Genomic DNA, 24,789 nt, shown 5'->3' with positions numbered 1-24,789 from the left:
GGAGGAAGTCGGCCCCTTTCGCACGCTGCCGTTGATTTGTTCGGCCAACAGGCTTGATCCGAACAGGAATTGAGAGAGATGGAAGACGTCGCGCGTTTCAGTTTCCTCGCGTCCCTGGAGCAGGGGGAAGTCGACAGCGTCAAGTCCGCGTTGAGCGAGATCTCGGCCGACTTCAAGGTGGTCGACGCCAAGGGCAGCGTTCCGCTGGACGAGATCCTCATCGTCGGGACCTCTGCCGTGTCCGCGCTGACCCTGGCGATCGGGTCCCTGCGCAGGATGTTCCAGCGGGGCATCGTCATCGACGCTCTCGGGGACGGTGAGATCATCATCCGGTCGGACGGGTCGGTCCCGCGCGGGGTGATGGTGATCCGGAGCAAGGACGGCCGGCTGGAGGTCCGGGACGCGGAGGGAGCGGCGCAAACCATGCTCGCGGTGCTCGGCCGCGGGAAGGGCGCACCTGCCGCCGACCCGGCGCCGACGGCGAAGCCCACCACCGGCGCGGGCGGGGCCGAGGCCGCCCCCGACGGGATTACCCCCGCCGGGACCGAGCCTGGTGTCTGAGGCGCGAGGGTACGCCCGCAGCATCCTTTTCCAGGACGACCAGAACCCGGCTCTGGCAAAGGAAGCGGCCAAGCTGGGCAGGGTGTTCGGCGACCAGGAGTTCGTCCAGCGGTGGATCGCTCCCGGGAGCGGTCTGCGCGGATGGGAGTCCTACGCCGAGGCCAACGACGGGCTCCGGCACATCCTCGACGGCGTGCTCATCGCCGACGCCACCGTGGAATTGTCCGACAGCGGCACCACCGACTGGCCGGGCACTCGGCGTAGAGCGGGTCTGGTCGAGGCGGTCTTCCTTCCGTCGCTCGCGATGGAGTCCCGGGCGTTCGCGAATCCCGGCGAGCAGGCCGGACACGTGATCGCGGTCGCTCCGCTGATCTGCGAGCTCTCCGCGAACATCGCATGGGCGCTGCCGCTCGCCTATGAGTACGCCGGGGTGGCCCGGGTGCGTGAGAACCAGGAGTGCGTCGAAGCACTGGACGAGAGCGTCCTCTCCTATCTCCGCGCGACGCTCCACCGCGACCCGACTCTGACGCAACCGGTCATCCCGTTCGGCGTACCGCCCAGTAGTCCGTACTCCGACATGGTCAGACAGCTGTGGCGCTCCAATGTGCGCTTCACGCTGTGCCACGAGCTCTCGCACATCGACATGGACCACTTCGGGGAAGCTGGTCGCAGCCGGGTTCCCGACTTCCTCTCGCATATGCCGGACGAGATCCGCTGCGAGGTGGAGGCCGACTGCGCCGCGTTCACCGGGAACATGAACGCAGCCATCTGGGAGGTCAACAGCGTCCGCCGTGGCCGAGACGGCGGGCAGGCGGGCGAGGCCACAGGGGAGGGCGGGGGCCCCGCATCCGCTTCCCGAGCGCCCGAAGACCCGTTCACCGACGTGGCGGTGAAGGCGATCCTGCGGGCGGCAGAGGCCAATGACTGCTTCTTCGTCACCATGGAGATCCTGGCCGCGCTCGCGCGTCACCTCGGCGACGAGGCGAAGGCGCTCCGGCTGTCACAGGTGGCCGAACGCAAGCGGTTCGTGCGCAGGTACGTGTACCGGCTACGGACCGAGGAGCTCTCCAAGGCGTACGGAGTGCATGTCTGGGCCTTGAAGGACTTCATCAATTGGCAGGTCCAGGACGAGTTCGTGGCCCACGTCGCCGAGAAGGTGATTCCGCGGGTCTGAGGTGCGGCGCGCCGTCATTCCCGCGCCGTCATTCCCGGGCCGCCAGCTCGGCCAGCCGCCTGGAGACCTCGTGCGCGTACAGCGCGTCCTCTTCCCCCGAGAAGATCTCCAGGGCCCGTTCCAACGCCGTCTCGGCTTCCCCGGTGCGGCCGGCCCGGGCCAGGGCGGCGCCGAGGTTGGCGCAGGCCATCCCTTCGGAGCGCAGGTTGCCCAGTTCCCGGCTGATCTCCCGGCTCGCGATCTGGGCGGCGACCGCATCCTCCACCCGGTCCGCTTCGAGGAGCGCGAGGCCGAGGTTGCCCTGCGCCTGGCCCTCCCCGGCCCTGTCTCCGATGCTTCGGCAGATGGCCAGGTCCTGAGCGTGCGCGGCGATCGCCTCCTCGAACTGTCCGGCGGCCATCAGAATGCTCCCCAGGCTGCCCAACGCCTCAGCGGCCGACTTCACGTCGCCCACCGCCGAGGCCACGGTCAGACACCGGGAGTGCACCGCCCAGGCCTCGAGCCGCCGCCCGGCCGAATCGTGTGCCCGCGCGAGCTGCCTGAGTGGCGTGAGCGAACCGGCCGGGTCGCCCGCCTCAGCGAACCGGACGGCGGAGGCGTCGAGGACATCGACCGCCTGCTCGTCCCTGCCCAGGTTCAACAGCAGACTTCCGAGATTGGACAGCGCCATCGCCTGCTGGTGCGGGTCGCCCAACTCGCCGAAGAGGGCCGCGGCCCGGGCCGCGGCGGCGGCCGCATCCTCCGGGCGTTCACTCTCGCTCAGTACCGAGGCGAGATTGACGAGAGTCTGCGCGGTTCCCCGCTGGTCGCCTGTGGTTACGCACGCCCCCAGGTCCGTGGCGAGGGCCTCCAGTGCGCCCTCCAGGTCGCCGAGCTCTCGCAGGACCATGGCGAGGTTGTTCAGCACGGCTCCCTCGCCGTGCTCGTCCCGGTTCTCCCGGCTGACGTACCGGGCGAACGTCAGGGCGGAGTGCGCTTCCTCCAGACGCCCGGCCGAGTGGAGCACGGCGCCCTTGTTGGACAAGGCCACTGCGGTGCCCTCGGCGTCGCCCGCCGTCTGGCACGCCTCGGCGACCCAGTCGAAGGCGGCGATCGCCTCGTCGTGCAGGCCCACACCCGAAAGTGCCAAGGCGGCGTTGTTCACGAGACTGCTGACGGAGTTCGCCTGGCCGGCGGCGAGGGACGCTTCCAGCGCCGTCCCGCACACCATCAGCACGTCATGAAGGCGCCGTCCCTGGACAAGGAACTCGGTCACATGGATGGCCAGCGACCGTGCGACCGCGGCACGCCCGGAGGCCGCGGCGTGACGGACGGCGGCGAGGAGAGTGCCCCGCTGGGCCTCCAGCCAGCCCAGTGCCTGGTCGCGGTCGGCGAAGGGAGAAGGGCCGGCCGGGTCCGCGGCCCGGCCGCGGACGTGCCGGTCGGCGGCCGCGGACAGGTCGTCGTAGTGCTGGAGGAGGCGGTCGAGCCCTGCTTCGTCCCGGTCCGTGACGGCGGGCCCGGACGGGGACGAGGTCTGAGCCCGGTCCCACGGCAGGTGAGCGGACAGCCGCCACCGGTCGCCGCCGGTGTGACCTTCGCCGCCGCCGTACCGCTCGACGAGTCGCAGCCGGGCGGGGAGGGCCAGCAGTTCCGTCACCTCGGCGGGCGAGCAGCCGATCAGCGCGGCGATGGCCTGCGTGGACCATTCGTCTCCGGGGGCCCGGGCGAGCAGCCGCAGCGCCTCGGCCTGGCCGGGCGCGAGCCGCCGTAGAGCCGCGTTCAGAACGCCGGTCAGAAACGGGAGGAATGCTCGCTGGCCGGCCCCCTCCCCTGCCTTTGCCTTCGTCCCGCTCGCGGTCAACTCCGCGGCCAGAGCGGCGAACGACAGCTCGGGATGGCCGGCCAGCAGAGCGCGGGCCGCCACCAGGGCCGAGGGCAATCGCCCGCAGCTGGCGACGAGTTCGCGCAGCCCGTCGGATCCGCCCGGTCGACGCGAGTCCGTCGGGCCGGTCGACGGCAGCGCGTCCGTGATCAGGCGAGCGGCTGAGTCCTCGGCCAGCGGACCCAGTCGCAACGTGGCTGCGGCGGTCAGGTCCGGGAAGTCGACTGCCGTGACCAGCAGGACGGGCGGTGTTTCCACGGACAGGAGGAACTGGAGCTCGGTGGCGTCGGTGACGTCCTCGGCGATCACGAGCCTGCGTTCTCCCGGGTTCGCCAAGGAGGACATCAGGAACCGGGTCATGGCGTCGGACGCGCCTGCTTCCGGAGGGAGTTGCCTGTCGGGCAGCCCGAGGAAGCGCAGCACCGCGGCCACGGCAACTGCCACGTCCGGGGGACGGTGCGTGCGGGGGGAGAGGGCGCCAGGGGCGGGTAGGCGCAGCACCCCGCCGGGGAACCAGCCGCGCGCCGCGGCTTCACGGGCGACCCGGGACACGAGCGCGGACCTGCCCGTACCGGGCGGCCCCATGACCACCGCCACCACTTCCCGCCCGCCTGGCCGCCGGGGGTCGAGGAGGTCCAGCAAGACGCGCGCCTCGCCGCCCCGGCCGAAGAGCGGACCCTCGGAGACACCGGGGAGGACGCCGTCGTCCCGCAGGAAGCCGCCCGAGCCGGAGTCACCGCCGGTGAAATCGTCGTACGTCGCCCTGCCGGCCATGTACCCTCCCCATTCGTCTCACCGGTGTGGTCGAGCTGGGACCGTTGCCTCCAACTCTGAGGCACGGTGGGCTCCGCAGTCAGCAGTGCGGCCGAATCGCCCTACCGGCCGCCCGTGCTGGACGACCATGGGTACGCCTTCCTCGGGGGCGAGGGCGACGGACCGCGCGGACCCGACCTGTGGCGAGGCGCCTCGGTCGTCGGGTGGTTCAGCCGCCGACGGTGAAGGTGATGACGTGGTTGCGGAGTCGGACCTCGTCCTTGCCCGTGTGGTTCGCGCCGTCCGTGGTCCGTCGGCCGCCGGTCTTCACCGCGTCGGTGAAGGCGAGCGTGTAGGTGCCGGCGGGTCGGTCCTTCAAGGCGAACTCGCGGGTGAAGGCCAGCTCGTAGGGCGGCTTCTTGCCCTTCGCGGTGATCGCCTCGGTGGCGATCACGGTGCCGTCCGGGCCGGTCAGGGTCAGCGTGCCCTTGATCACGGGCACGTATTTGTCGACGAGCTCGACGTTTTCCCCCAGCCAGCAGACCGACTCCCACATGTACGGCTTCGCGGCGAAGGACGCGGCGGCCTTCTGGTACCCGTCGCCGTCCCAGCGGAGTTCCACCGTCAGGTCCGAGGAGACGCTGCTGACGCCGCCCTTGTGACCACGGTCGTCGTGCCGGTCCGAGGTGGGGCTGCGGAACGAGCGGTACAGGGTGTCGGACGCCTTCTCGCCGGTGTTGATCCAGCCGACGCCCCCGAGCGCGCCGGGTCCCCACCGGTGCACGTACTGCGTGCTCCACATTTCGCGGCGCCGAAGTGCGCCCCGCGGGTGCGACTCGCCGCCCGGCCCGACCGGGTGCTGGAAGTCCTCCTGGGCGGGTTCCCCCGCGCCTGCGGACACCTTCTCCAGCACGGGGAGGGCCTCCTCCCAGAACGCCTTGGGCAGTTCGATGTTCGAGGTGACGGCCAGGACTCCCACCTTTCCTCCGACCGGGGTGAAGGTCCACCGCACGGCGATGCCCTCGTCCCGGCGCACGGCGAGCCCGGTGACGGTCAGGCCGTTCGCGCTCTGGTCGTGGAGAACGATGGTGCTACGGGTGGAGAGAAAGGCTTCCGCACCGTCGGTTTCCTCCTCGGAGGAGAAGGCGAAACCCTTGGCGACGGTTTCGCGGAAGGCGTCGGCGTTCTGGTCGACGAGGGCCGTGACGAAAGCGCGCACGGCAGGCTGGGTCAATTCCTTGGGGGTGATCACCCCTCAACTCTGACGGCTACACAATGCAACAGTCCAGATACGCACAGTGACTGACCTGAAATGGATCAAGCATGTCCGGAACCCGTGTACCCGTATCCGCTCCACCGCCCGCGGGTCGTCGATGCGCCCGACAGGTCAGAACTCCACTGTGATGAATCCGTCCTCGTCGCCCGGTGCGGGACTCAGTACGCGGTAGCCGAACTCCTGCTTCAGGTCGTCGACGTCCCAGGGGGCAGCCCGATCGCGGTAGTTGAAGACGAGGTCCTTGGCCGCCCCGCCGTTCTTCAGGATCCGGGCGATGGCGATGTCGTCCGGGTGGCCGTGGATCTTTCCGTTGGTGGAGATCAGGTAGCGCCCGCAGTCGAGGAGGCCGAGGAGCTCGTTCGAGAGGTTCTTGGAGCTGCCGTGGTGGGCGACCTTCAGGGTGTCGATCCGCAGACGCCCTCCCTCGTCCTCGGCGCGCGGCCGGATCGAGGCGACCAGGCGCGGGTCGTCGGCGTCGCCGGTGAAGACGATCCGGGTGCCCTCGAACTCGAACAGCAGGGCGATGCTGGTCGGGTTCGTCGGGGAGCCGTCCCGCTTGAACGGTGTGGCGGCCAGCTTGTCGACGTCGATCGCGCCGAAGTGTTCGACGCCGGGCGTCGCCGCCCTCTCCATGGGGTCCACGCCGGGGATCAGCCCAGACTCCTGGCACTTCGTCTTCCAGGTGGGGATCAGCGACTCCAGCAGCCGGCGGTCCGGTGCGAGCACGTCCATCGTGGATCCGTCGTCGAACCAGGTCGGTGGATGGCCCACTTCGATGCTGCGGCCCCCGAAGGCCTTGTTCCAGGGGATCTGCTGGGTGATGAGCGCGGTGGTGACCTTCTCGCCCTCCACCGCGCCGAAGACCTCGCGGTCGTGGAGGTGGTCGAAGCCGTTGAACCAGACGTCCCCGAACTCGACCGACCGGTCGGGGTCTTCGAGCATCGCCAGCACACCGAGGATGTGGTCCTGGTCGACGTGGGTCACCACGAGTACGTCGATCAGGCCGTCGAGCTCGGCGAGCAGGGGCTTGATCCGCCCGTAGGTGCCGTTCCGTCCGCCGTCGAAGAGGATCCGCCGGACGAAGTCGGCGTCGCCGTACTCGAGGAGCAGGCAGTCGCCGTCCTCGGCGGGGAGCATCCTGAGCCGGATCATCACGCACTCCCTTGCCTCAGGTCGAGAATCAGGAACGGTTCGCGCATGTCGGTCAGCCAGGACAGCCGGCGCGCCCGGTCGAGGCGCTCCGCGCACTCGGGGTCGTCGGGGAAGGCGGACAGCCCCTCCACGAGCCAGACCAGCCCGAGCGTGTAGAACGGGATGCCGCGGTCGAAGGCCTCTATCAGGCCCTTCCGGGCCCCCTCCCGGTCCGGCGCGGCACGGCGCAGCAGCCGGACCGCCCGCAGGATCGCCCCGTCGGGGAGCCAGGGGAAGGACGCGGCGAGCCGTTCCACCCAGGGGTCCCAGTACGTCTCGTCCCTCGTGTGGTCGGTGCCGATCAGGACGTAGGCCCCGGCGGCCGCCGCGAGCGGGTTCAGGAACTTGGAGTAGAGCATCTCCTGCACGTCGGTGAACAGCTCGGCCGCCATGTCCAGGGCTCCCTGGGCCATGTACGCGAGGCCCGCGCCGACCTCCGGATCGCGGACGGCCACGGAGACCGCGCTGCCGGTCGGGCTCTGCCGCAGGTTGACCAGGACCTCGACTTCGCTCGTGTCCCAGGGCAGGGGGAGGGTGACCAGCCGTACGGATCCGGCAGCCTCCACGACCAGGAACTGCCGCTCGCCGGTGGGCTCGCCGGGGAGTCCGACCGGCCCGTGCGGACCGAACCGGTAGAGCGGGGCGACGGCCTCCCCGCGCACGTCGGGTTCCCGCAGGACGCGGGGCTTCCCGCGGGCGAGCAGCTGGGCGACCGGGGCGACCGGCGGATCCGCCGCGAGCGCCAGTATCGAAGCGAAGGTGCACCGGGCGGGCGCGGCATCACCGACCCAGGTGGCGAGGCGGGTCAGGGGTACGGCCGTCGCGGGGGCGGCATCGTCCGGTGCGTCGCGGGCGGGGGCGACCATGGACCGGGAGGCGACCGACTCTGCGAGCGGGGCCTTGGAGGGGCCGTGGTAGACCGGGCCCGGCTCGATGTTGCCCATGAGGTACTGCCAGGAGTGCGTCTCGTACGGAGAGTCCGTCATGTGGAAGTCGACCGGGGTCTCCTGGCCCTCCCTCGCCTCGGTGTTCTCGGTCAGGACCAGCCCGGAGGGAAGGGCAGCCGATACGAGGTAGCGGCCAGGCTCCACTTTGTACGACCTGGCCTGCGGCGAACTTCCGCAGGGGATCAGGATGTTGAGCAGGTCCTTGGCTTCGAGGTCGGCCGAGCGGATGTCGCCGACGATCAGCGAGTCATCGGCCTCTCCCGAGGGGGTGAGGAAGAGCCTGACGGAGAGTACGGCGCTCATGGCCTGGCCAATCCGACGCGGAACAGGGGCGGGCGGGCGTCGAGTCGGTCCCTGCGCACGTCTCCGTCGCCGAGGACCGCCTCGACTTCGTAAGGGCCGAAGGGCAGGAAGAGGGCCCACTCGCCGGTGTCGGGCTCTTCGGCGGGCGGGGGCGGCGGGCGGCGCCGCGGCTCCTGCCCGTCGGCCCGGCAGGTGAAGGAGGCGAGCGCGTTGTCCTCCTTGGGACGGCACCCGATGTAGACGGGGACGATCGGGTCGCCCCGCAGTTCGTGGAAGTCGAACTCGAACGACTCGGGGCTGACCGGCGTCGCGGCGCCCGTGAGGGTGCCCGCGAACGAAGGCTCCTTCATGAAGCGGGTGATCGCGTGCCTCAGGGTGTCCATGGTCACCCGCCACACGCGGTCTTCGGTGTTCTCGCTCCCTGCGCCGTCGAAGCTCCGCAGCAGTGCGCTGGTGAACAAACTGACCTCGTCGGGGCGTGCGAAGGACTCCTCGCCGTGCAGGGTCGCGTAGAAGACGGCGTGCTCCCGCAGCAGGAACCCTTCCGGCCGTTCGTTCCCGGAGACCGGGACCTGTCCGAGGTTGTCCGCGCCCACCAATTTGAAGAGCCGGTCGGCTCCGGCCCGGCAGGCGTCGACGAAGAAGACCTGCTGCGCGGCCCGGCAACTGCTCAGTCCCCGCCACAGCGCCTCGAAGTGCAATGCGCCGTTCAGCGGGCTGTTCTCGTCCCCGAACATGTCCGCCGCCAAGAGGGAGGTGTCGACCCCCAGCGAGAGGCCGTGGCCGCAGAAGTAGAAGACCAGTCGCGCCTCGTCGTGGTCGCCCCGGTCCTTCCACTCCTTGACGGCGGCCACGATGTTGTCGATGGTTGCCGGTTCCACCTTCTGCGCTTCTCCCGTCCCCGGATCGAAGGAGGGGGCGGGTGCCGGATCCGGGGTGGGGCCCGGCGCCGCCTCGCTCAGCAGGAGGGCCAGGCTCCCCAGCGGCCGGCCCGTGTCGTGGTACTCCCGGATCATCCAGGTAGCGAACTTGCGCGCCGAGAGAGGTGGTGAGGACAGCTGCCGCATCCCCACGGCGCCCGGGTGCTTTGTCGGCGACTCGCCGCCGCTCAGATGCGCGTACGCCCCGACCCCGATGACGAGGGCGTGCGTGGACGCCGGCCCCGCGTTCTCGTCCAGGTGCACAGTGAAACCGGCCATGGGACCTCCGCGTGACGCACCGGCAGGCCGGTGGGAGGCTTTGCTCCTATTATAGAAATGAATGCGGCTACTGTCCCTCGGAGACCGTGATGGGCAAGAACATCGTGGTGTGCCTGGACGGCACGGGCAATCAGCTCAAGGCGCGCGGCAACACCAACGTCGTCAAGCTCTACGAGATGCTCGACCTCCGCGACCCCACCGCGCAGATCGCCTACTACGACCCCGGCGTCGGCACCTTCTCCGCCGCCGGCGCCTGGTCGCTGCCGGCCCGCAAGCTCTCCAAGCTCTTCGGACTCGCCTTCGGCTCCGGCCTCAAGGCGAACCTCGCCGAGGCCTACACCTACCTGATGCACCATTACGAACCCGGCGACCGGATCCTCCTCTTCGGCTTCAGCCGCGGCGCGTACACCGCCCGCGCCCTCGCGGGGCTGCTCAAGTCCGTCGGCCTGCTCCGCCCCGGCTCGGAGAACCTCGTCCCGTACGCCATCGCCGTCTACACCAAGAACCGGACCTTCAGCAAGGACGACTGGCATCAACTGCACGAGTTCGCCGGTGCGTTCAGCAGGAAGGTCGACCAACGGACGGGCATCCCCGTCCACTTCATGGGACTGTGGGACTCGGTCAAGGCCGCCGGACTTCTGCGCTGGAACCTGCGCTGGCTCTACACACGGCGGATTCCCAACGTCGGCCGGGTCCGCCACGCCGTCTCCATCGACGAGAAGCGCCGGCCGTACGAGGAGTACCTCGTCCTGCCCCCGGAGAAGCCGGGGGAGCCGGGCCCGCTGATCGAGGAGGTCTGGTTCGCCGGAGTCCACTCGGACGTGGGCGGCACCTTCGAGGAGGACCCGAAGCTGCCCACCGTCACCCTCAAGTGGATCGTGGACGGCGCCCTCGACTCCGGCCTGCTGCTCAAGGACGGGGCGTACGCCCAGCACGTCACACTCGGCCCCGCCCACGCGACGGGCACCGTCCACCGCATGGGTGCCGTCTGGGCCCTGCTCACCTACCGCCACCGCCACGTCCCCGCCGGCGCCCGGGTGCACGAGAGCGTCCGCCTGCGCGTCGAGTCCGAAGCCGAGTACGGCCGACGGATCCCGGCCGGTGTCGTCTGGGCGGACGAGCAGTGGTTGGTCCCGCACCCGGGCACCGGCTGACGGGGCCCGGGTCAGGCCTCCTTCGCGGGGAGCAGCCGGGTGCGGAACAGGCCCAGCACCTGGTCCAACGCCGCCCGGGTCGGTTCGCCGGGGGAGTCGATCAGGTGCTCGGTCAGCACCGAGTGCGGGGGAAGCACACCGTCGGGGTTGGCCGCGTCGTCGTCCAGCTCGACGGCGACGAAGGCGTCGCCGAGCTCGCGACGCAGGAACGCGAACCGGTCCCCGGGCACGAACTTGTCCCCCTTGAACCGCAGCCCCATGACCTGAAGACCCTCCCGCTCGCAGCGCCCCCGTACGACGGCGAGTTCCTCGGGGCTGATGTCGATCGTCCGTGACCGGCCCGCCGAGACGGCCACCGGCAGCGACGGCTGGGACAGCACCGGCGCGACCAAGCGGGCGTCGGTGGCCATGGCCAGGGCGAAGCCCCCGGTCAGGCACATGCCGACGGCTCCGACGCCCGGGCCGCCGCACCGCTCGTGCTCGGCGGCCGCCAGGGCGCGCAGCCAGGACACGACCTGGGAACTGCGGCCCGTGGCCAGCACGGTGAACTCCCGGCTCACGCACACCTTGAGGACCGATGACATCGCGTACCGTGCGGTGCCCAGCGGGCCGTGTGCATCGGGATGGGGGTCGCGGCCGGGCTCTCCGAACAGCACCGGGAGCACGGCCGTGCAACCGATCTCCGCGACCCGGTCCGCGAACTCCAGCACCTTCGGGGTGATGCCGGGGATCTCGGCCATCACGATCACGGCGGGGCCGGTGCCGCGCCGCAGGATTCGGCGCCGGGTCCCCTCGTGCGTGAACGTACTCTGCTCATAACCGGCCAGGTCGTGGTCCGCCATGACTCTCCTCATCCCCTCCGTGCACCGGATCCGGCCATCGAACGGAGCTCGCCGGCCGAGGCGAGTCTGGCATGGGCCCGACCACATCCGGTCAGGTGGCCGACCGGACCGCGTGAGCGACCCTGACCGCGTCCGCCGTCGCCCGGACGTCGTGGACCCTGACGGCCCAGGCGCCCTGGTGGGCGGCGATCGCCGACAGGGCGGCCGTGGCGGCGTCCCGTCCGTGCGCGGGCGGTGGTGTGCCGTCCGTTCCGGCCAGGATCTGCCCGAGGAACCTCTTGCGGGAGCCCGCGACCAGGACGGGGCGGCCCAGCGCGCACACTTCGGCCAGTCCGGCGACCAGGCCGAGGTCGTGCTCCGCCCGTTTGGCGAAGCCCAGCCCGGGGTCGATCACGAGCCGCTCCGGCGCAATGCCGCCGGCCACGACGGCCTCGATGCGGGTACGGAGTTCCGCGACGACCTCGCGCACCACGTCCCCGTACACCGCGCGGCTGTTCATGTCGTGGCTGAACCCGCGCCAGTGCATCACGACGAAGGGGGCGCCGCTGTCCGCGACGGTCGGGATCATGGCCGGGTCGGCGAGCCCGCCGCTGACGTCGTTGACCAGGACCGCGCCCGCGTCGATCGCCCGGGCGGCGACGGAGGCGCGCATGGTGTCGACGGATACGAGGACACCCTCGGCCACCAGATCCCGTACGACCGGGATCACGCGGCGAACCTCCTCGTCCCCGTCGACACGGGAGGCCCCGGGGCGGGTCGACTCGCCCCCGACGCCGACCAGGTCGGCTCCCTCGGCCACGAGATCCAGGCCGTGCTTGACGGCGGTCGCGGCGTCGAACCATCGACCGCCGTCGGAGAAGGAGTCGGGGGTCACGTTCACCACGCCCATGACCGCCCACCGGTCCCAGCCCGGCAGCCCCGCGACGGGGGACTGTTCCGCGTTCGGCGCGTGGGTGGACATGCAGTTCGTCTCCGTATGTGGTCGCTGTCAGGTCGTGGCCGGTCCGGCCCGGACGCCTCGGCGTCCGGCCCGGACCTCGACCGCGTCAGCCGTTGTCGGCGGCCAGCTCCGCCCGGACCTCGCGGGCGGCGGCGACGAGGTTCTCCAGCGAGGCGCGGGTCTCGGTCCAGCCGCGGGTCTTGAGACCGCAGTCCGGATTCACCCAGAGCCGCTCGGCCGGGATGGCTTCCAGCCCCTTGCGCAGGAGCGCGGCAGCCTCGTCGGCACTGGGCACACGAGGGGAGTGGATGTCCCAGACGCCGGGGCCGGCCTCCCGGGGGTAGCCGTGCTCGGCCAGTTCGTCGGCCACCTGCATGTGGGAGCGGGCGGCCTCCAGGCTGATGACGTCGGCGTCGAGGTCGTCGATGGCCTGGACGATGTCGCCGAACTCGGCGTAGCACATGTGGGTGTGGATCTGGGTGTCCGGCCGGACACCGCTGGTGGTGAGGCGGAAGGATTCGGTGGCCCACTCCAGGTATTCGGCGTGGTCGGCGGCGCGCAGCGGGAGCGTCTCGCGCAGCGCGGGCTCGTCCACCTGGATGACGGAAGTGCCCGCGTCCTCAAGGTCGTTGACCTCGTCGCGCAGGGCGAGGGCGACCTGTCGGGCGGTGTCGCCAAGCGGCTGGTCGTCGCGTACGAAGGACCAGGCGAGCATGGTGACCGGTCCTGTCAGCATCCCCTTCACGGGCTTGGCCGTCAGGGCCTGCGCGTACGAGGTCCAGCGGACGGTCATCGGCTCGGGGCGGGAGATGTCGCCGGCGAGAACCGGCGGGCGCACGTACCGGGTGCCGTACGACTGCACCCAGCCGTGCTGCGTGGCGACGTAACCGGTCAGCTGTTCCGCGAAGTACTGGACCATGTCGTTGCGTTCGGGCTCGCCGTGCACGAGGACGTCGATGCCGGTCTTCTCCTGGAAGGACACCACCTCCGCGATCTCGGCCTTGATGCGTGCCTCGTACCCGGCGGCGTCGATCCGCCCGGAGCGCAGGTCGGCGCGGGCCACGCGGAGCTCGTCGGTCTGCGGGAACGAGCCGATGGTGGTGGTCGGCAGGAGCGGCAGCCCCAGGTGGGTGCGCTGGGCGGCGGAGCGCTCGGCGTACGACTGGGACCGCCGGCCGTCCGCGTCGGTGACGGCCGCGGTACGGGCACGGACGGCGGGGTCGTGGGTGAGGGCGGAGCCGGCGCGGGAGGCGAGGTCGGCGCGGTTGGCCGCCAGCTCGGCGGCGATCACGTCGGTGCCCTGGGCCAGGCCCCGGGCGAGGGTGACGATCTCCGTGGTCTTCTGGCGGGCGAAGGCCAGCCAGCGCCGCACCTGCGGGTCGACCTCCCGCTCGGCGGCGGCGTCCAGCGGGACGTGCAGCAGCGAGCAGGAAGCGGCCACGTCCACCCGCTCGGCCAGCCCGAGCAGGGTTCCCAGGGTGGACAGGGACTTCTGGTAGTCGTTGATCCAGATGTTGCGGCCGTTGACCACGCCCGCGACCAGGCGCTTGCCCGGCAGCCCGCCGACCGCAGCGAGACCGTCCAGGTTCGCGGCGGCGGAGTCGGTGAAGTCGAGGGCGAGACCCTCCACCGGGGCGGCGGCGAGTACCTGCAGCGCGTCGCCGAGCCGGCCGAAGTAGGAGGCGACGAGCAGCTTCGGCCGGTCGGTGGCACCTCCCAGCTCGCGGTAGGCGCGGGCGGCGGCGTTCAGTTCGGCCGGGGTGCGGTCCTGGACCAGGGCCGGCTCGTCCAGCTGGACCCACTCGGCGCCCGCGGCGCGCAGGTCGGCGAGGACCTGGGCGTAGACGGGCAGCAGCCGGTCGAGCAGGGTCAGCGGCTCGAAGTCGGGGGCCACGCCCGGCGCGGGCTTGGCGAGCAGCAGGTAGGTGAGGGGGCCGACGAGGACGGGACGGGCGGTGTGTCCGAGGGCGAGGGCTTCCCCCAGCTCCGTGACCTGCTTGGTGGAGTCGGCGGCGAAGACGGTGTCGGGGCCGAGTTCCGGGACGAGGTAGTGGTAGTTGGTGTCGAACCACTTGGTCATCTCCAGCGGGGCCACGTCCTGTGTGCCGCGGGCCATCGCGAAGTACCCGTCGAGCACGTCGGCCTCGACGGCCGCGCGGTGGCGGGCGGGGACGGCACCGACCATGACACTGGTGTCCAGGACGTGGTCGTAGTACGAGGAATCACCGGTCGGCACTTCGTGGACGCCTGCGTCGGCCAGCTGCTGCCAGTTCGAACGGCGCAGGTCGGCCGCGGTCCGGCGGAGGGCTTCGGCGGTGACGCGGCCCTTCCAGTAGCCCTCGACCGCCTTCTTCAGTTCGCGGTTCTGACCCTGGCGGGGGTAGCCGTACACGGTGGCTCGTGCTGCCGCGGCTGCGGGCTTGGCTGTCACGGAACTCTCCTTCGCGAGATGTGTCCAGGAACGCCCCGATGACGGGACGTGGACGCGAAGGGAGGACAGAACGCGCGGACCACGTGGCGGGAGAACGCCGCACGTGCCGCTCGCTGTGTACGCCGACCCGCCCACGAGGTCACCGGGATCTCCGCATGCGGAATCGTCCGCGTGCGGGCAGTGGCAGGTCTTCGGACTCGCGGGCACGCCTGCCGGTCTCCCGGCGGGCACCTACTGGCCGTCGCTTCCCAGGACCGTTGTCCGGTCCCAGTGCGTATGACAGCGGTCGTTCCCACTCACCGCTGCGGGGCAGTCCCGGATTCCCACCGGGTTCCCTCTTACGACGCATCCCGCCTGGCGGACGGGGGCGAACCAGCTGCGAGATCCACACTAGGCGGCCGAACTAAAGAATGAGGAGAGAAGTCCAGATACCGGATGCCGAATCGTGATGCCCGCGCGGGGGGAGAGCCGAGGGCGGGTGGTGCACCCGGGTCACTGCTCGCCGCGCCCCACGGCCTAGGCTTCCAGTGGCCCGGGCGACCAGCTCCCGCGCACGACAGGAGACGTACCGCACGATGAATCGCGACGACCCGGCACTCGACGACCCGGTCGGCCAGTCACTCGGCGGCCACCACGCACGGTTCGCCCGCCGGATCGGCCGGGCCGCCACCTACCTTCCGGGCGTCGCGACCTTCTCCTCGGTCTCCGCCGACGCGGGCGCGGCGGAATGGGCCGACCTGGCGCGGCTGCTCGGTCCGGGCGAATTCGCCGACATGTTCAGCTGCCCGGCCGATCCGCCGCCCGGCTGGGAGCCGGTCTTCGACCTCGAGGGCCGCCAGATGATCCGTTCCACGAGCGCACCGACCAGCCGGCCCGTCCGCCCCGGTGCCGGGCCGGACACCGGTGTGGTCGAGCTGGGCGCGGACAACGTGCCCGAAATGCTCGATTTCATCGAGCGGACCCGGCCGGGGCCCTTCTGGCCGCGCACCCACGAGCTCGGCACCTACCTCGGCATCCGCGACAACGGCACGTTGGTGGCGATGGCGGGCGAGCGGCTCCGGCCTCCGGGCTGGACCGAGATCAGCGCTGTCTGCACTGCTCCCGAGGCGCGCGGGCGAGGGTACGCCGCCCGTCTGGTCGGTGCGCTCGTGGAACGGATCGTGGCGCGCGGCGAACGGCCCTTCCTGCACGTGGCGGAGGCGAACGGAACTGCGATCGCCCTCTACGAACGGCTCGGCTTCGAGACCCGCAAGCACGTGACCTTCCGGGGCTTCCGCACTCCGTGACGCTCCCGGCCGCGCGGGCCGCGTGACGCCGCGACGGCGAAAGCCGACCCGCCCGGGGGACGGCCGGGGCGGGTCGGCGATCAAATGGAGGCAGCGGCCAGGCTGCCTCCGGCTTCAGGGACGGCTCGTCAGGTAGCCGCCCATGGAGGTGAAGTACTCGGTCGCGGGCAGCTCCCGGCCGTCCTCGGTCCGTACGCGGGTGATGGCCAGGCCGTGGTTGCGGCCCGTGCGGGCGTCGGCCCCGGCGACGACGACCACGCCGTCGCCCTCCCGGTAGAAGATGCGGCCGGGGGTCCCGCCGTACAGGCCCTCGGACACGACGGCGGAGAGCACTTCGAGGCGCTTGCCCTTGTGGAAGGCGAAGGCGGACGGGTACGGGGCCGACTGGGCGCGGACCAGGCGCTCCAGGACCTCGGCGGGCCAGGACCAGTCGATCCGGATGTCCTCCTCGGCCCTCTTGTGGAAGAAGGTGGCCTGGCTCCGGTCCTGCTTCGTGAACTCGGTCCGCCCGGAAGCGATCAGGTCGAGGGCGCCGATCGTGACCGGGGCGATGAGGTCGACCGTCTTGTGGAAGAGGTCCGTGGTCGTGTCCGTCGGGCCGACGGGGATCGAGTGCTGCATGACGATGTCGCCGGCGTCGAGGACCTCGTCCATCATGTGCGCGGTGACGCCCACTTCGGACTCGCCGTTGATGAGGGCCCAGATCAGCGGGGAGAAGCCGGCGTACTTGGGCAGCAGCGAGTCGTGCACGTTGAGGGTGCCGTACTGCGGCAGGGTGTAGATGCGCGGCGGGATCCAGGTGCGCCAGTTGTTGGCGACGAGGATGTCCGGGTCGGCCGCCTTGAGCTGCTGGAACAGCTCCTCGTCGTCCGGGCGGTTGCGGATGACGACCGGGACGCCGTGCTCCTCGGCGAGGTCGGCGACCGAGTCGCTCCAGATCTTCTCGTAAGCGTGCTCGCTCTTGGGGTGCGTCACGACCATCACGACCTCGTGCTCGGAATCCAGGAGCGCCTTGAGGGTGCGATGACCCCAGGTCTGATAACCGAACATGACGACCCGCATCGGGGTTCCTCCTCAGATGAGCGAATGAGCAGACGTAAGTAAAGCAAGCCTTACCTAACGATGCAACAGCCCCGATTCCGGGCTCGATTGACCCGAGTGTGAACGCGTTGCCCGATTTGTCTGGTCGACAGCGCCCCTGGATCAGGTTAGCTTTACCTAAGTTCCACTCGGCTGCCGGTCACCGGTGTGCCTGGACTCCCCCTTTCCCCCACCCCTGACAAGACGCCTGGCAGGCGGCTGTCCCGCACCAAATGGGAGTGACATGTCACAGGCTCTTCCTGGCGACGCACCACTGATCCACGATCTGATCGGTATCGGCTTCGGGCCGTCGAACGTGGCAATGGCGCTCGCGCTCAGCGAGCACAACGCTCGTGTCGGAAGGCAGGAGGCGGTCACCGCTCACTTCTTCGAGCAGCAGCCCCGCTTCGGGTGGCACCGCGGCATGCTCATCGATGACGCGACGATGCAAGTGTCCTTCATGAAGGACCTGGTGACGCTCCGGAACCCGACCAGCGAATACAGCTTCCTCTGCTACCTGCAGAGCAAGGGCCGCTTGATCGACTTCGTCAACCACAAGAACCTGTTCCCGCTCCGGGTGGAGTTCCACGACTACCTCGAGTGGGCCGCGGCCAAGGTCGACGACATGGTCTCGTACGGCCACCAGGTCGTCTCCGTCGAGCCCGTCGTGCGTGACGGCGTGATCGAGTACCTCGACGTGACCGCGCGCTCCGGCGACGAGGTCGTTGTCCACCGGGCCCGCAACCTCATCGTCGGAACCGGGCTGCGCCCGGTCATGCCCGAGGGCGTCGGCCGGACCGAGCACGTCTGGCACAACTCCGACCTGCTGACCAAGGTGGACGGCCTGGAAGGCGGCGAGCCCACCCGCTTCATCGTGGTGGGCGCGGGCCAGAGCGCCGCCGAGAACGTCGCCTACCTGCACCGCCGCTTCCCGCAGGCCGAGGTCTGCGCGGTCTTCTCCCGCTACGGCTACAGCCCGGCGGACGACAGCAGCTTCGCCAACCGCATCTTCGACCCCCAGGCGGTGGACGAGTACTACTCGGCGCCGGAGGACGTCAAGCGCCGGCTGATGGACTACCACGGCAACACCAACTACTCCGTGGTGGACATCGACCTCATCGACGACCTGTACCGCCAGTCGTACCAGGAGAAGGTGCTCGGCACCGAGCGGCTCCGCTTCCTGAACGTCTCGCGCCTGACCGGCGTGGAGGAGACGGCCGACGGGGTCCGCGCCACCGTCAAGTCCCTCGTCACCGGCGAGGAGGACGTGCTGGACGCCGATGTCGTGGTGTGCGCCACCGGGTACATGCAGGCGGACGGCCTGGGCCTGCTCGGCGAGGTCGCCGAGCTGTGCCACCGCGACGAGCAGGGCCGGGTCCGGGTGGAGCGCGACTACCGCGTGACGACCGACCTCGCACTGAGCTGCGGCATCTACCTCCAGGGCGGCACCGAGCACACCCACGGGATCACCTCCTCCCTGCTGTCCAACACCGCGGTACGGGTCGGCGAGATACTCGACTCGATCCTCGAACGGAACCTCAACTCCCTTCCCGGGCAGGGTCGGACGGTTGCCGGGGGAGCCGAGAGCGGCGCCCGCCAGGCGGCCGTCCAGTAGCTCGGCCCCGGCCCATTGCCGTGCCTGTGGTGCGTTCGCACCGGCAGGCACGGCAGTAGTGTTTGCACGCCATAGATCACGAAGAAGGAATTTCCGTGCCTCTTGGTACCCGTCGCTGCGCAGGCAGCCCGCCCGTCCGCCGACGCGTGATATCCGGGCGGTCCGCCTTCCGCGCCGGCTGCGAGGAGTGACCCGCGTGGACATGGGAACGACCACGGTCGAACGTCCGGCTGCACCTTCCCGGATCGCAGAGGTCCGGCGGCGCCGGATCGTGGGTCTGGGCGCGGTCCTCGCGGTTCTCGCGGCCGCGGCCGTGCTGTCCCTCGCCGTCGGCGCGCGTGCGCTGAGCCCCGCCGAGGCGTGGCACGGGCTGTTCGGGGCGCCGGACCCCGATCAGAAGGTCTCGGAGGCCCGGCTCATCATGCAGACCGTGCGGGTGCCCCGTACGGTGCTTGCGATCGTGGCCGGGACGGCCCTGGGTGTCGGTGGCGCGCTGATCCAGGGATATACGCGCAACCCCATCGCGGACACCGGCCTGTTGGGCGTGAACACCGGGGCCTCGTTCGCCGTCGTGTCGGCGATCTCCCTGTTCGGGCTCACCAACCCGTTCCAGTACGTCTGGTTCGCCTTCGCGGGCGCCGGACTCGCCGGTGTCGTCGTGTTCGGGCTGTCGAGCATCGGCCGGGGCGCGGGCAATCCGCTGACGCTCGCTCTGGCCGGGCAGGGGGTCACGGTGTTCCTGATGGCGATGACGACGGCGGTCGCGCTGTCGGACAAGGCGGCGCTGAACGCCCTGCGGTTCTGGAACTCCGGGTCGGTGGCCGGCGTCGGGTTCGACGTCATCTGGCCGGTGACCGCCTTCATCGTGGTCGGGCTGGTGCTGGCGCTGGCCACCCTGCCCTCCGTCAACCTGCTCAACCTCGGTGACGACGTGGCGCGGGGGCTGGGCGTGAACATCGCCCTGATCCGGACCGTCGGCATCGTCGCCATCACACTGCTGGCGGGCGCGGCCACTGCGGCGTGCGGTCCCATCACGTTCCTCGGACTCATGGTGGCGCACTTCGCCCGGTACCTGGCCGGGCCCGATTACCGTTGGCTGGTGCCGTACGCGGGTCTGCTCGGCGCGGTCGTCCTTCTGGTCTGCGACATCGTGGGCCGCGTCGTGGTGCGGCCGGGTGAGCTGGACGCCGGAGTCCTCGTCGCCCTCCTCGGCGCCCCGTTCTTCGCGGTCCTGGTGTGGCGGGGAAAGTTCAAGAGCGCATGAACGTGACAGTGGTGAAGCGGTCGGCGGCCCCGGGGCTGCGGCTCGGCAGCGTGTCCTTCGTATGGCGGCCCAGGCTCGTACTGGTCACGCTGGCGCTGGTGGCGGCGACCTTCCTGGTGTTCTGCCTGTCCATCGCCGTGGGGGACTTCCCCATCGGCCTGCCGCAGGTGGTCGCCACGCTGTTCGGCGGGGGTGAGCGGGTCGACCAGTTCGTGATCATGGACCTGCGCATGCCGCGGGCCCTGGCCGGGCTCGTGGTGGGCGTCGCGCTGGGCATGTCCGGGGCGATCACCCAGTCCATCGCCCGCAACCCGCTGGCCAGTCCGGACATCCTGGGAATCACCGGAGGCGCCAGCGCCGTCGCGGTGCTGCTGGTGACGGTGTCCGGCGGGGCCACCGCCGCGGTCGTCAGCTCCGTAGGCCTGTCGGGGGCGGCGCTGGCCGGCGGTCTCGGCACGGGGCTGCTGGTGTACTTCATGGCGTGGCGGCGCGGGGTCGACGGCTTCCGGCTCATCCTGATCGGCCTCTCCGTGAGCGCCGTGATGGAGGCGATCACGACCTGGCTGCTGGTCACCGCCGACATCAGGGACGTGGCGCGGGCCCAGGCGTGGCTGGTCGGCTCCTTGGACAACCGGTCGTGGGACGAGGTGTGGGTGGCGCTCTGGGGCACCCTCGCGCTCGCGGTCGTCGTGGGGTGCGTCGCCTTCCAGTTCAAGCCGCTGCACTTCGGCGACGACGTGGCCGCGGGCCTCGGCGTCCGCTACTCGCTGGTCCGGGCCGTCATGCTGCTGTGCGCGGTGCTCCTGGCCGGCTTCGCGGTGAGCGCGGCGGGACCGGTCCCGTTCGTCGCCATGGTGGCGCCGCAGGTGGCGATCCGTCTGACGAGGTGCCCGACACCGCCCTTGGTGGCCTCCGGGACGGTGGGAGCGCTGCTGCTGATCGGCTCGGACCTGGTCGCCCGTACGGCGCTGCCGATCAGCCTGCCGGTCGGCGTGGTCACCGCCGCGATCGGCGGCCCCTTCCTCGTCTACCTCCTGGTGCGGGCGAACCGCCGCTAGATGGTAGAAAGGTTAGGCAAGCCTAAACAGAGGGGGGCCCATGGTCGCTGAGTACATCACTGGGATCGAGCCGGGGGTCGACGAAGTCCCGCGGCTGGCGGCCCAGGGCGTCACGGTCGGGTACGGGGACCGCACCGTCATCGACACGCTGGACGTCACGATCCCGCCGGGTGTGGTGACCACGATCATCGGCCCCAACGGCTGCGGCAAATCAACCCTGTTGAGGACACTGTCGCGGCTGCTCAAGCCGACCCGCGGAGCGGTCGTGCTGGACGGTGAGGACATCGCCACGCTCAGGACCAGGGACGTGGCCAAGAAGCTCGGCCTGCTGCCCCAGGCGCCGGTCGCGCCGGAAGGGCTGACCGTGGCCGACCTGGTCGCCAGGGGCCGCCATCCGCACCAGAGTTGGCTGCGGCAGTGGTCCTCGGACGACGCGTCCGTCGTGGAGCGGGCGCTGGCCATGACCGGGGTGGCCGACCTGGCCGACCGTCCGGTCGACGCGCTCTCCGGGGGCCAGCGTCAACGCGTCTGGATCTCCATGACCCTCGCTCAGGGAACCGATCTGCTGCTGCTCGACGAGCCCACCACCTACCTGGACCTGGCGCACGCCGTCGACGTGCTCGACCTGGTCGACGACCTGCACGAGTCGGGCCGCACCGTGGTCATGGTGCTGCACGACCTCAACCTGGCCGCGCGCTACAGCGACAACCTGATCGTGATGAAGGCGGGTTCGGTCCTCGCGCAGGGGCATCCGCGCGACGTGGTCACCCCCGAGCTGCTGCACGAGGCATTCGGCCTGCGTGCCATGGTGATTGACGATCCGGTGGGGAACCGTCCGCTCGTCGTGCCGATCGGCCGGACCCATGTTCGAGGTGCGGGCAGCCCAAACGAGATGCTTACAACTTAGGGTAGGCTTACCTCATTGGCTCGGGGTAAGGTTTGCCTGCCCTTACGTGGGCCGCAGTGGACAGCATGAAAGCAAGGGATTCTCGGATGCTCCTCGATCGAACGACACGTATGAACCCCTGGCGGCGGCTGGCGGCGACCGTGTCCGTCGCGGCCCTGGGTGTAGGTCTCCTCACGGGTTGCGGTTCCGACTCGGCGGACAAGGACAAGAAGGACGACAGCGCCAACGCCCCCGCGGCCGCGGGGGCGTTCCCGGTGACGGTTGAGCACGCGTTCGGATCCACCGAGATCAAGAAGGCCCCCCAGCGGGTCGTGTCGGTCGGCTACACCGACGACCAGAACATCCTCGCCTTCGGCATCAAGCCGGTCGGCATGGTCGACCAGTACCCGAACCCGGCGGGCCAGAGCCCCGACATCAACACCCAGTGGCCCTGGGTGAAGGACAAGTGGGGCGGGGCCAAGCCCGAGGTCATCATGAACAACGGTGACACCGGCCCCAACTTCGAGAAGATCGCGGCCCTGCGGCCCGACCTGATCATCGCGGTCTACTCCGAGATCGACCAGGCCGCCTACGACAAGCTCTCGAAGATCGCGCCGACGGTCGGCCGCACGAAGACCGAGAAGGAGCCCTTCAGCGCTCCGTGGCAGGACAACGCCCTCCACATCGCCAAGGCGCTCGGCAAGGCCGACGAGGGCAAGGCCATGGTCCAGGGCATCCAGGACAAGCTCGCCGCGGTCAAGAAGGCGCACCCCGAGTTCGCCAACCAGACCGCCGTTTCGGTCTCCTGGTACAAGGACGCGGTCAACCCCTTCACCACCACCGACGTCCGCGGCCAGCTCCTGACCGGCATGGGCTTCAAGGGCCAGAGCGAGCTCGACAAGCTCGCGGGCGGCAAGTTCTCCTTCGCGCTCTCCCCGGAGCGGATGGACCTCATCGACGTCGACCGCGTCTTCGTCATCAACGACAAGGCCGACACGGACGCGCTGAAGAAGTCCGAGCTCTTCGCCAACCTGAAGGTCACCAAGAACAACAAGGTGTCCTACCTGCTCGACAGCGAGGGCCCGGCGGCCGGCGCGGCCATGTCGCAGGCCACCCTGCCCTCCCTGCCCTTCGCCATCGACGAGCTCGTCAAGTCGGTCGGCTAGGTGTGAGCACCACGGACAATCGGGTCGCCCCGGCCACCCTGCGTACGACGACCGGACGTGAAGCAGCCCGATGGGTCGCGGCGAACTGCCGCAGGATGCCCTGGCTGACGTCCGCCGCCGTACTCAGCACGGTGGCCGGGGCGGCTCTCCAGATGCTCCCCGTACTTCTGCTCGGCCGGGTGGTCGACGGAGTGGTCGAAGGTGAACCACGGTCGGTCCTGGTCACGATCGGGGTGTGGATGGTGGCCGCCGCGCTGCTCGGCGCGGCGGCCACTGCGGTCTCGGCCTACCTGATCGGACGGCTCGGCGCCGACCTGCTCGCGGAACTGCGCGAGGGCGCCGTCCGGTCGGTACTGGGGATGCCCAGCGCCCGGGTCGAGCAGGTGGGCCGCGGAGACGTGCTCTCCCGGGTCGGTGACGACGTCGCCGTCCTGTCCAAGGGCATCCGGTCCGCCGTTCCCACGGTGTTCTCCGCGGGAATCCTGGTGGCCATCGCCACGGTCGGCATGTTCGGCCTCGACTGGCGGCTCGGCCTGGCGGGTGCCTGCGCACTGCCGGCCTACGCGCTGGCCCTGCGCTGGTACCTCCCCCGCTCCGCCCCGCTCTACCAGAAGCGCGCCGTGGCCCAGGCCGAGCGCGCGCAGGCGTTGATCAGCGGCCTCAACGGCATCGAGACGCTACGGGCGCACCGGCTCGAGGAGGCCTTCCGCGAGAAGGTCTCCCAGGACTCGCGGCGCGTACGGGACCTCGGGATCGAGGTGTTCCACTTCTTCGGCCGGTTCGTCGGCAGGGAGAACCGCGCCGAGTTCATCGGGCTGGTCCTGATCCTCGTGGTGGGCTACGCCCTGCTGGAGACCGGGTCCGCCACGCTCGGCGAGGTGTCGGCCGCCCCGCTGGTGTTCCACCGCCTGTTCACCCCGCTGGGCGCCATCATGTTCACCTTCGACGAGGCCCAGAAGTCGGGCGCGAGCCTGACCCGGCTCGTCGGGGTGCTGGCGGAGCCCACGCAGGAGCGGCTGGTGGGCGACTCCACCGCCGCGCTGGTGGACGACGAGCGGTACCCGGTGACGGTGGAGGGGCTGACGTTCCGGTACCCCGGCGCCGAGGAACCGGTCCTCAGCGACGTCAGCCTGACGATCCCGGCGGGCGGCTCACTGGCCCTGGTGGGCGCGACGGGCGCCGGCAAGACCACCCTGGCCGCGCTCATCGCCGGCATCGGGGCCCCGCAGTCCGGGTCGGTGCGGATCGGGACGACCGACCTCGTCGATCTGGACGAGGCCGGGGCGCGGGCATTGGTGAGCATCCTGACCCAGGAGACGCACGTGTTCTCCGGTCCGCTCGCCGACGACCTGCGGCTGGCCGCACCGGGGGCCACCGACGCCGAACTGATGGCCGCGCTGCGCACCGTGGGTGCGCACGAGTGGGTCGAGGCGCTGCCCGGCGGTCTGGACAGCGCGGTCGGTGAGGGCGGCAGCCGTCTGGACGGCACCAAGGTCGCCCAGATCGCCCTGGCCCGGCTGGTGTTGGGCCGGGCACCCGTGGTGGTGCTCGACGAGTCGACCGCGGAGGCGGGCAGCGAGGGGGCCGCCGAGCTGGAACGGGCCGTACTGGCCGCTTGTTCCGGCCGGACCACGCTGTTCGTGGCCCACCGGCTGACCCAGGCCGTGGCGGCCGACCGGATCGCCGTGCTGGACGCGGGACGCGTCGTGGAGCAGGGCACGCACGAGGAGTTGGTGGCCCTGGGCGGCCGCTACGCGCGGCTCTGGAGAGCCTGGCGAGACGGTAGTTAGGTCACCCTT

At 70.5% G+C, this 24,789-nt stretch carries 19 protein-coding genes and 1 riboswitch; of the genes, 10 read left to right on the top strand and 9 right to left on the bottom strand.

The annotated features are described in order from the left end of the window. Positions 1-78: 78 nt before the first annotated feature. Both AC3IYJ_RS04155 and AC3IYJ_RS04150 read left to right on the top strand, forming a co-directional pair. Positions 79-561 carry a hypothetical protein gene (locus AC3IYJ_RS04155; protein ID WP_489399983.1) on the top strand — a complete coding sequence of 161 codons (483 nt, stop codon included), beginning with the start codon at positions 79-81 and terminating at the stop codon, positions 559-561. Next, a complete protein-coding gene (locus AC3IYJ_RS04150) occupies positions 554-1,735 on the top strand; it encodes a hypothetical protein (RefSeq protein ID WP_489399982.1) in 1,182 nt (393 codons plus the stop codon). Before AC3IYJ_RS04155 ends, AC3IYJ_RS04150 begins: the two co-directional genes overlap by 8 nt. 28 nt (positions 1,736-1,763) lie before the next feature. On the opposite strand, the gene AC3IYJ_RS04145 is transcribed toward AC3IYJ_RS04150, so the two are convergent. The 5 genes from AC3IYJ_RS04145 to AC3IYJ_RS04125 all read right to left on the bottom strand — a co-directional run bounded on the left by AC3IYJ_RS04145 (position 1,764) and on the right by AC3IYJ_RS04125 (position 9,268). Beyond that, complete coding sequence (locus AC3IYJ_RS04145) at positions 1,764-4,373, bottom strand: tetratricopeptide repeat protein (protein WP_489399981.1); 2,610 nt, start codon at positions 4,371-4,373, stop codon at positions 1,764-1,766. Between the two features lie 208 nt (positions 4,374-4,581). Beyond that, a complete protein-coding gene (locus AC3IYJ_RS04140; RefSeq protein WP_489399980.1) occupies positions 4,582-5,604 on the bottom strand; it encodes a hypothetical protein in 1,023 nt (340 codons plus the stop codon). Positions 5,605-5,739: 135 nt separating this feature from the next. Continuing rightward, on the bottom strand, positions 5,740-6,780 hold the full coding sequence (locus AC3IYJ_RS04135) for a ComEC/Rec2 family competence protein (protein WP_489399979.1): 1,041 nt from the start codon (positions 6,778-6,780) through the stop codon (positions 5,740-5,742). Next, on the bottom strand, positions 6,780-8,069 hold the full coding sequence (locus AC3IYJ_RS04130; RefSeq protein ID WP_489399978.1) for a hypothetical protein: 1,290 nt from the start codon (positions 8,067-8,069) through the stop codon (positions 6,780-6,782). The genes AC3IYJ_RS04135 and AC3IYJ_RS04130 overlap by 1 nt, the downstream gene beginning before the upstream one ends. Beyond that, positions 8,066-9,268, bottom strand: coding sequence for a caspase family protein (locus AC3IYJ_RS04125; protein WP_489399977.1), 1,203 nt, complete (start codon positions 9,266-9,268; stop codon positions 8,066-8,068). Before AC3IYJ_RS04125 ends, AC3IYJ_RS04130 begins: the two co-directional genes overlap by 4 nt. 89 nt (positions 9,269-9,357) lie before the next feature. On the opposite strand from AC3IYJ_RS04125, the gene AC3IYJ_RS04120 reads away from it, so the two are divergent. Next, complete coding sequence (locus AC3IYJ_RS04120) at positions 9,358-10,422, top strand: T6SS phospholipase effector Tle1-like catalytic domain-containing protein (RefSeq protein WP_489399976.1); 1,065 nt, start codon at positions 9,358-9,360, stop codon at positions 10,420-10,422. An 11-nt stretch (positions 10,423-10,433) separates the two neighbouring features. Here the strand turns inward: AC3IYJ_RS04120 and AC3IYJ_RS04115 are convergent, their stop codons facing one another. From AC3IYJ_RS04115 to metE, 3 genes are all read right to left on the bottom strand, one after another. Continuing rightward, positions 10,434-11,264 (bottom strand): dienelactone hydrolase family protein, encoded by an 831-nt coding sequence (locus AC3IYJ_RS04115; protein WP_489399975.1) that lies wholly within the window; start codon positions 11,262-11,264, stop codon positions 10,434-10,436. Positions 11,265-11,355: 91 nt separating this feature from the next. Continuing rightward, entirely contained in the window at positions 11,356-12,225 is an 870-nt protein-coding gene (folP, locus tag AC3IYJ_RS04110; protein ID WP_489399974.1) for a dihydropteroate synthase, read from the bottom strand. An 85-nt stretch (positions 12,226-12,310) separates the two neighbouring features. Then, complete coding sequence (gene metE / locus AC3IYJ_RS04105) at positions 12,311-14,635, bottom strand: 5-methyltetrahydropteroyltriglutamate--homocysteine S-methyltransferase (RefSeq protein WP_489399973.1); 2,325 nt, start codon at positions 14,633-14,635, stop codon at positions 12,311-12,313. 165 nt (positions 14,636-14,800) lie between these two features. Then, positions 14,801-15,028, bottom strand: a riboswitch (cobalamin riboswitch). 182 nt (positions 15,029-15,210) lie between these two features. Here metE and AC3IYJ_RS04100 point away from each other — a divergent pair. Further along, on the top strand, positions 15,211-15,921 hold the full coding sequence (locus AC3IYJ_RS04100) for a GNAT family N-acetyltransferase (protein WP_489399972.1): 711 nt from the start codon (positions 15,211-15,213) through the stop codon (positions 15,919-15,921). A gap of 114 nt (positions 15,922-16,035) precedes the next feature. Here AC3IYJ_RS04100 and AC3IYJ_RS04095 read toward each other — a convergent pair whose 3' ends face one another. Further along, the gene (locus tag AC3IYJ_RS04095; RefSeq protein WP_489399971.1) at positions 16,036-16,983 is read right to left on the bottom strand and encodes a methionyl-tRNA formyltransferase; all 948 of its coding nucleotides are present in this window, start codon (positions 16,981-16,983) and stop codon (positions 16,036-16,038) included. Positions 16,984-17,245: 262 nt separating this feature from the next. On the opposite strand from AC3IYJ_RS04095, the gene AC3IYJ_RS04090 reads away from it, so the two are divergent. The 6 genes from AC3IYJ_RS04090 (at position 17,246) to AC3IYJ_RS04065 (ending at position 24,780) form a co-directional block, all read left to right on the top strand. After that, positions 17,246-18,616: a lysine N(6)-hydroxylase/L-ornithine N(5)-oxygenase family protein gene (locus tag AC3IYJ_RS04090; RefSeq protein WP_489399970.1), complete on the top strand. Its 1,371-nt coding sequence runs from the start codon at positions 17,246-17,248 to the stop codon at positions 18,614-18,616. Positions 18,617-18,818: 202 nt separating this feature from the next. Continuing rightward, entirely contained in the window at positions 18,819-19,880 is a 1,062-nt protein-coding gene (locus AC3IYJ_RS04085) for a FecCD family ABC transporter permease (RefSeq protein WP_489402682.1), read from the top strand. After that, positions 19,877-20,938: a FecCD family ABC transporter permease gene (locus tag AC3IYJ_RS04080; RefSeq protein ID WP_489399969.1), complete on the top strand. Its 1,062-nt coding sequence runs from the start codon at positions 19,877-19,879 to the stop codon at positions 20,936-20,938. Before AC3IYJ_RS04085 ends, AC3IYJ_RS04080 begins: the two co-directional genes overlap by 4 nt. 40 nt (positions 20,939-20,978) lie before the next feature. Next, positions 20,979-21,845: an ABC transporter ATP-binding protein gene (locus AC3IYJ_RS04075; RefSeq protein WP_489399968.1), complete on the top strand. Its 867-nt coding sequence runs from the start codon at positions 20,979-20,981 to the stop codon at positions 21,843-21,845. Between the two features lie 86 nt (positions 21,846-21,931). After that, positions 21,932-22,990, top strand: coding sequence for an iron-siderophore ABC transporter substrate-binding protein (locus AC3IYJ_RS04070; RefSeq protein WP_489399967.1), 1,059 nt, complete (start codon positions 21,932-21,934; stop codon positions 22,988-22,990). Positions 22,991-22,992: 2 nt separating this feature from the next. Further along, a complete protein-coding gene (locus tag AC3IYJ_RS04065; protein WP_489399966.1) occupies positions 22,993-24,780 on the top strand; it encodes an ABC transporter ATP-binding protein in 1,788 nt (595 codons plus the stop codon). Positions 24,781-24,789 lie beyond the last annotated feature (9 nt).

It is taken from the genome of Streptomyces sp. GL_140, assembly GCF_057834465.1.
Note: the sequence above shows the minus strand (reverse complement) of the source record. Positions and strands in the feature narration are given on the sequence as shown.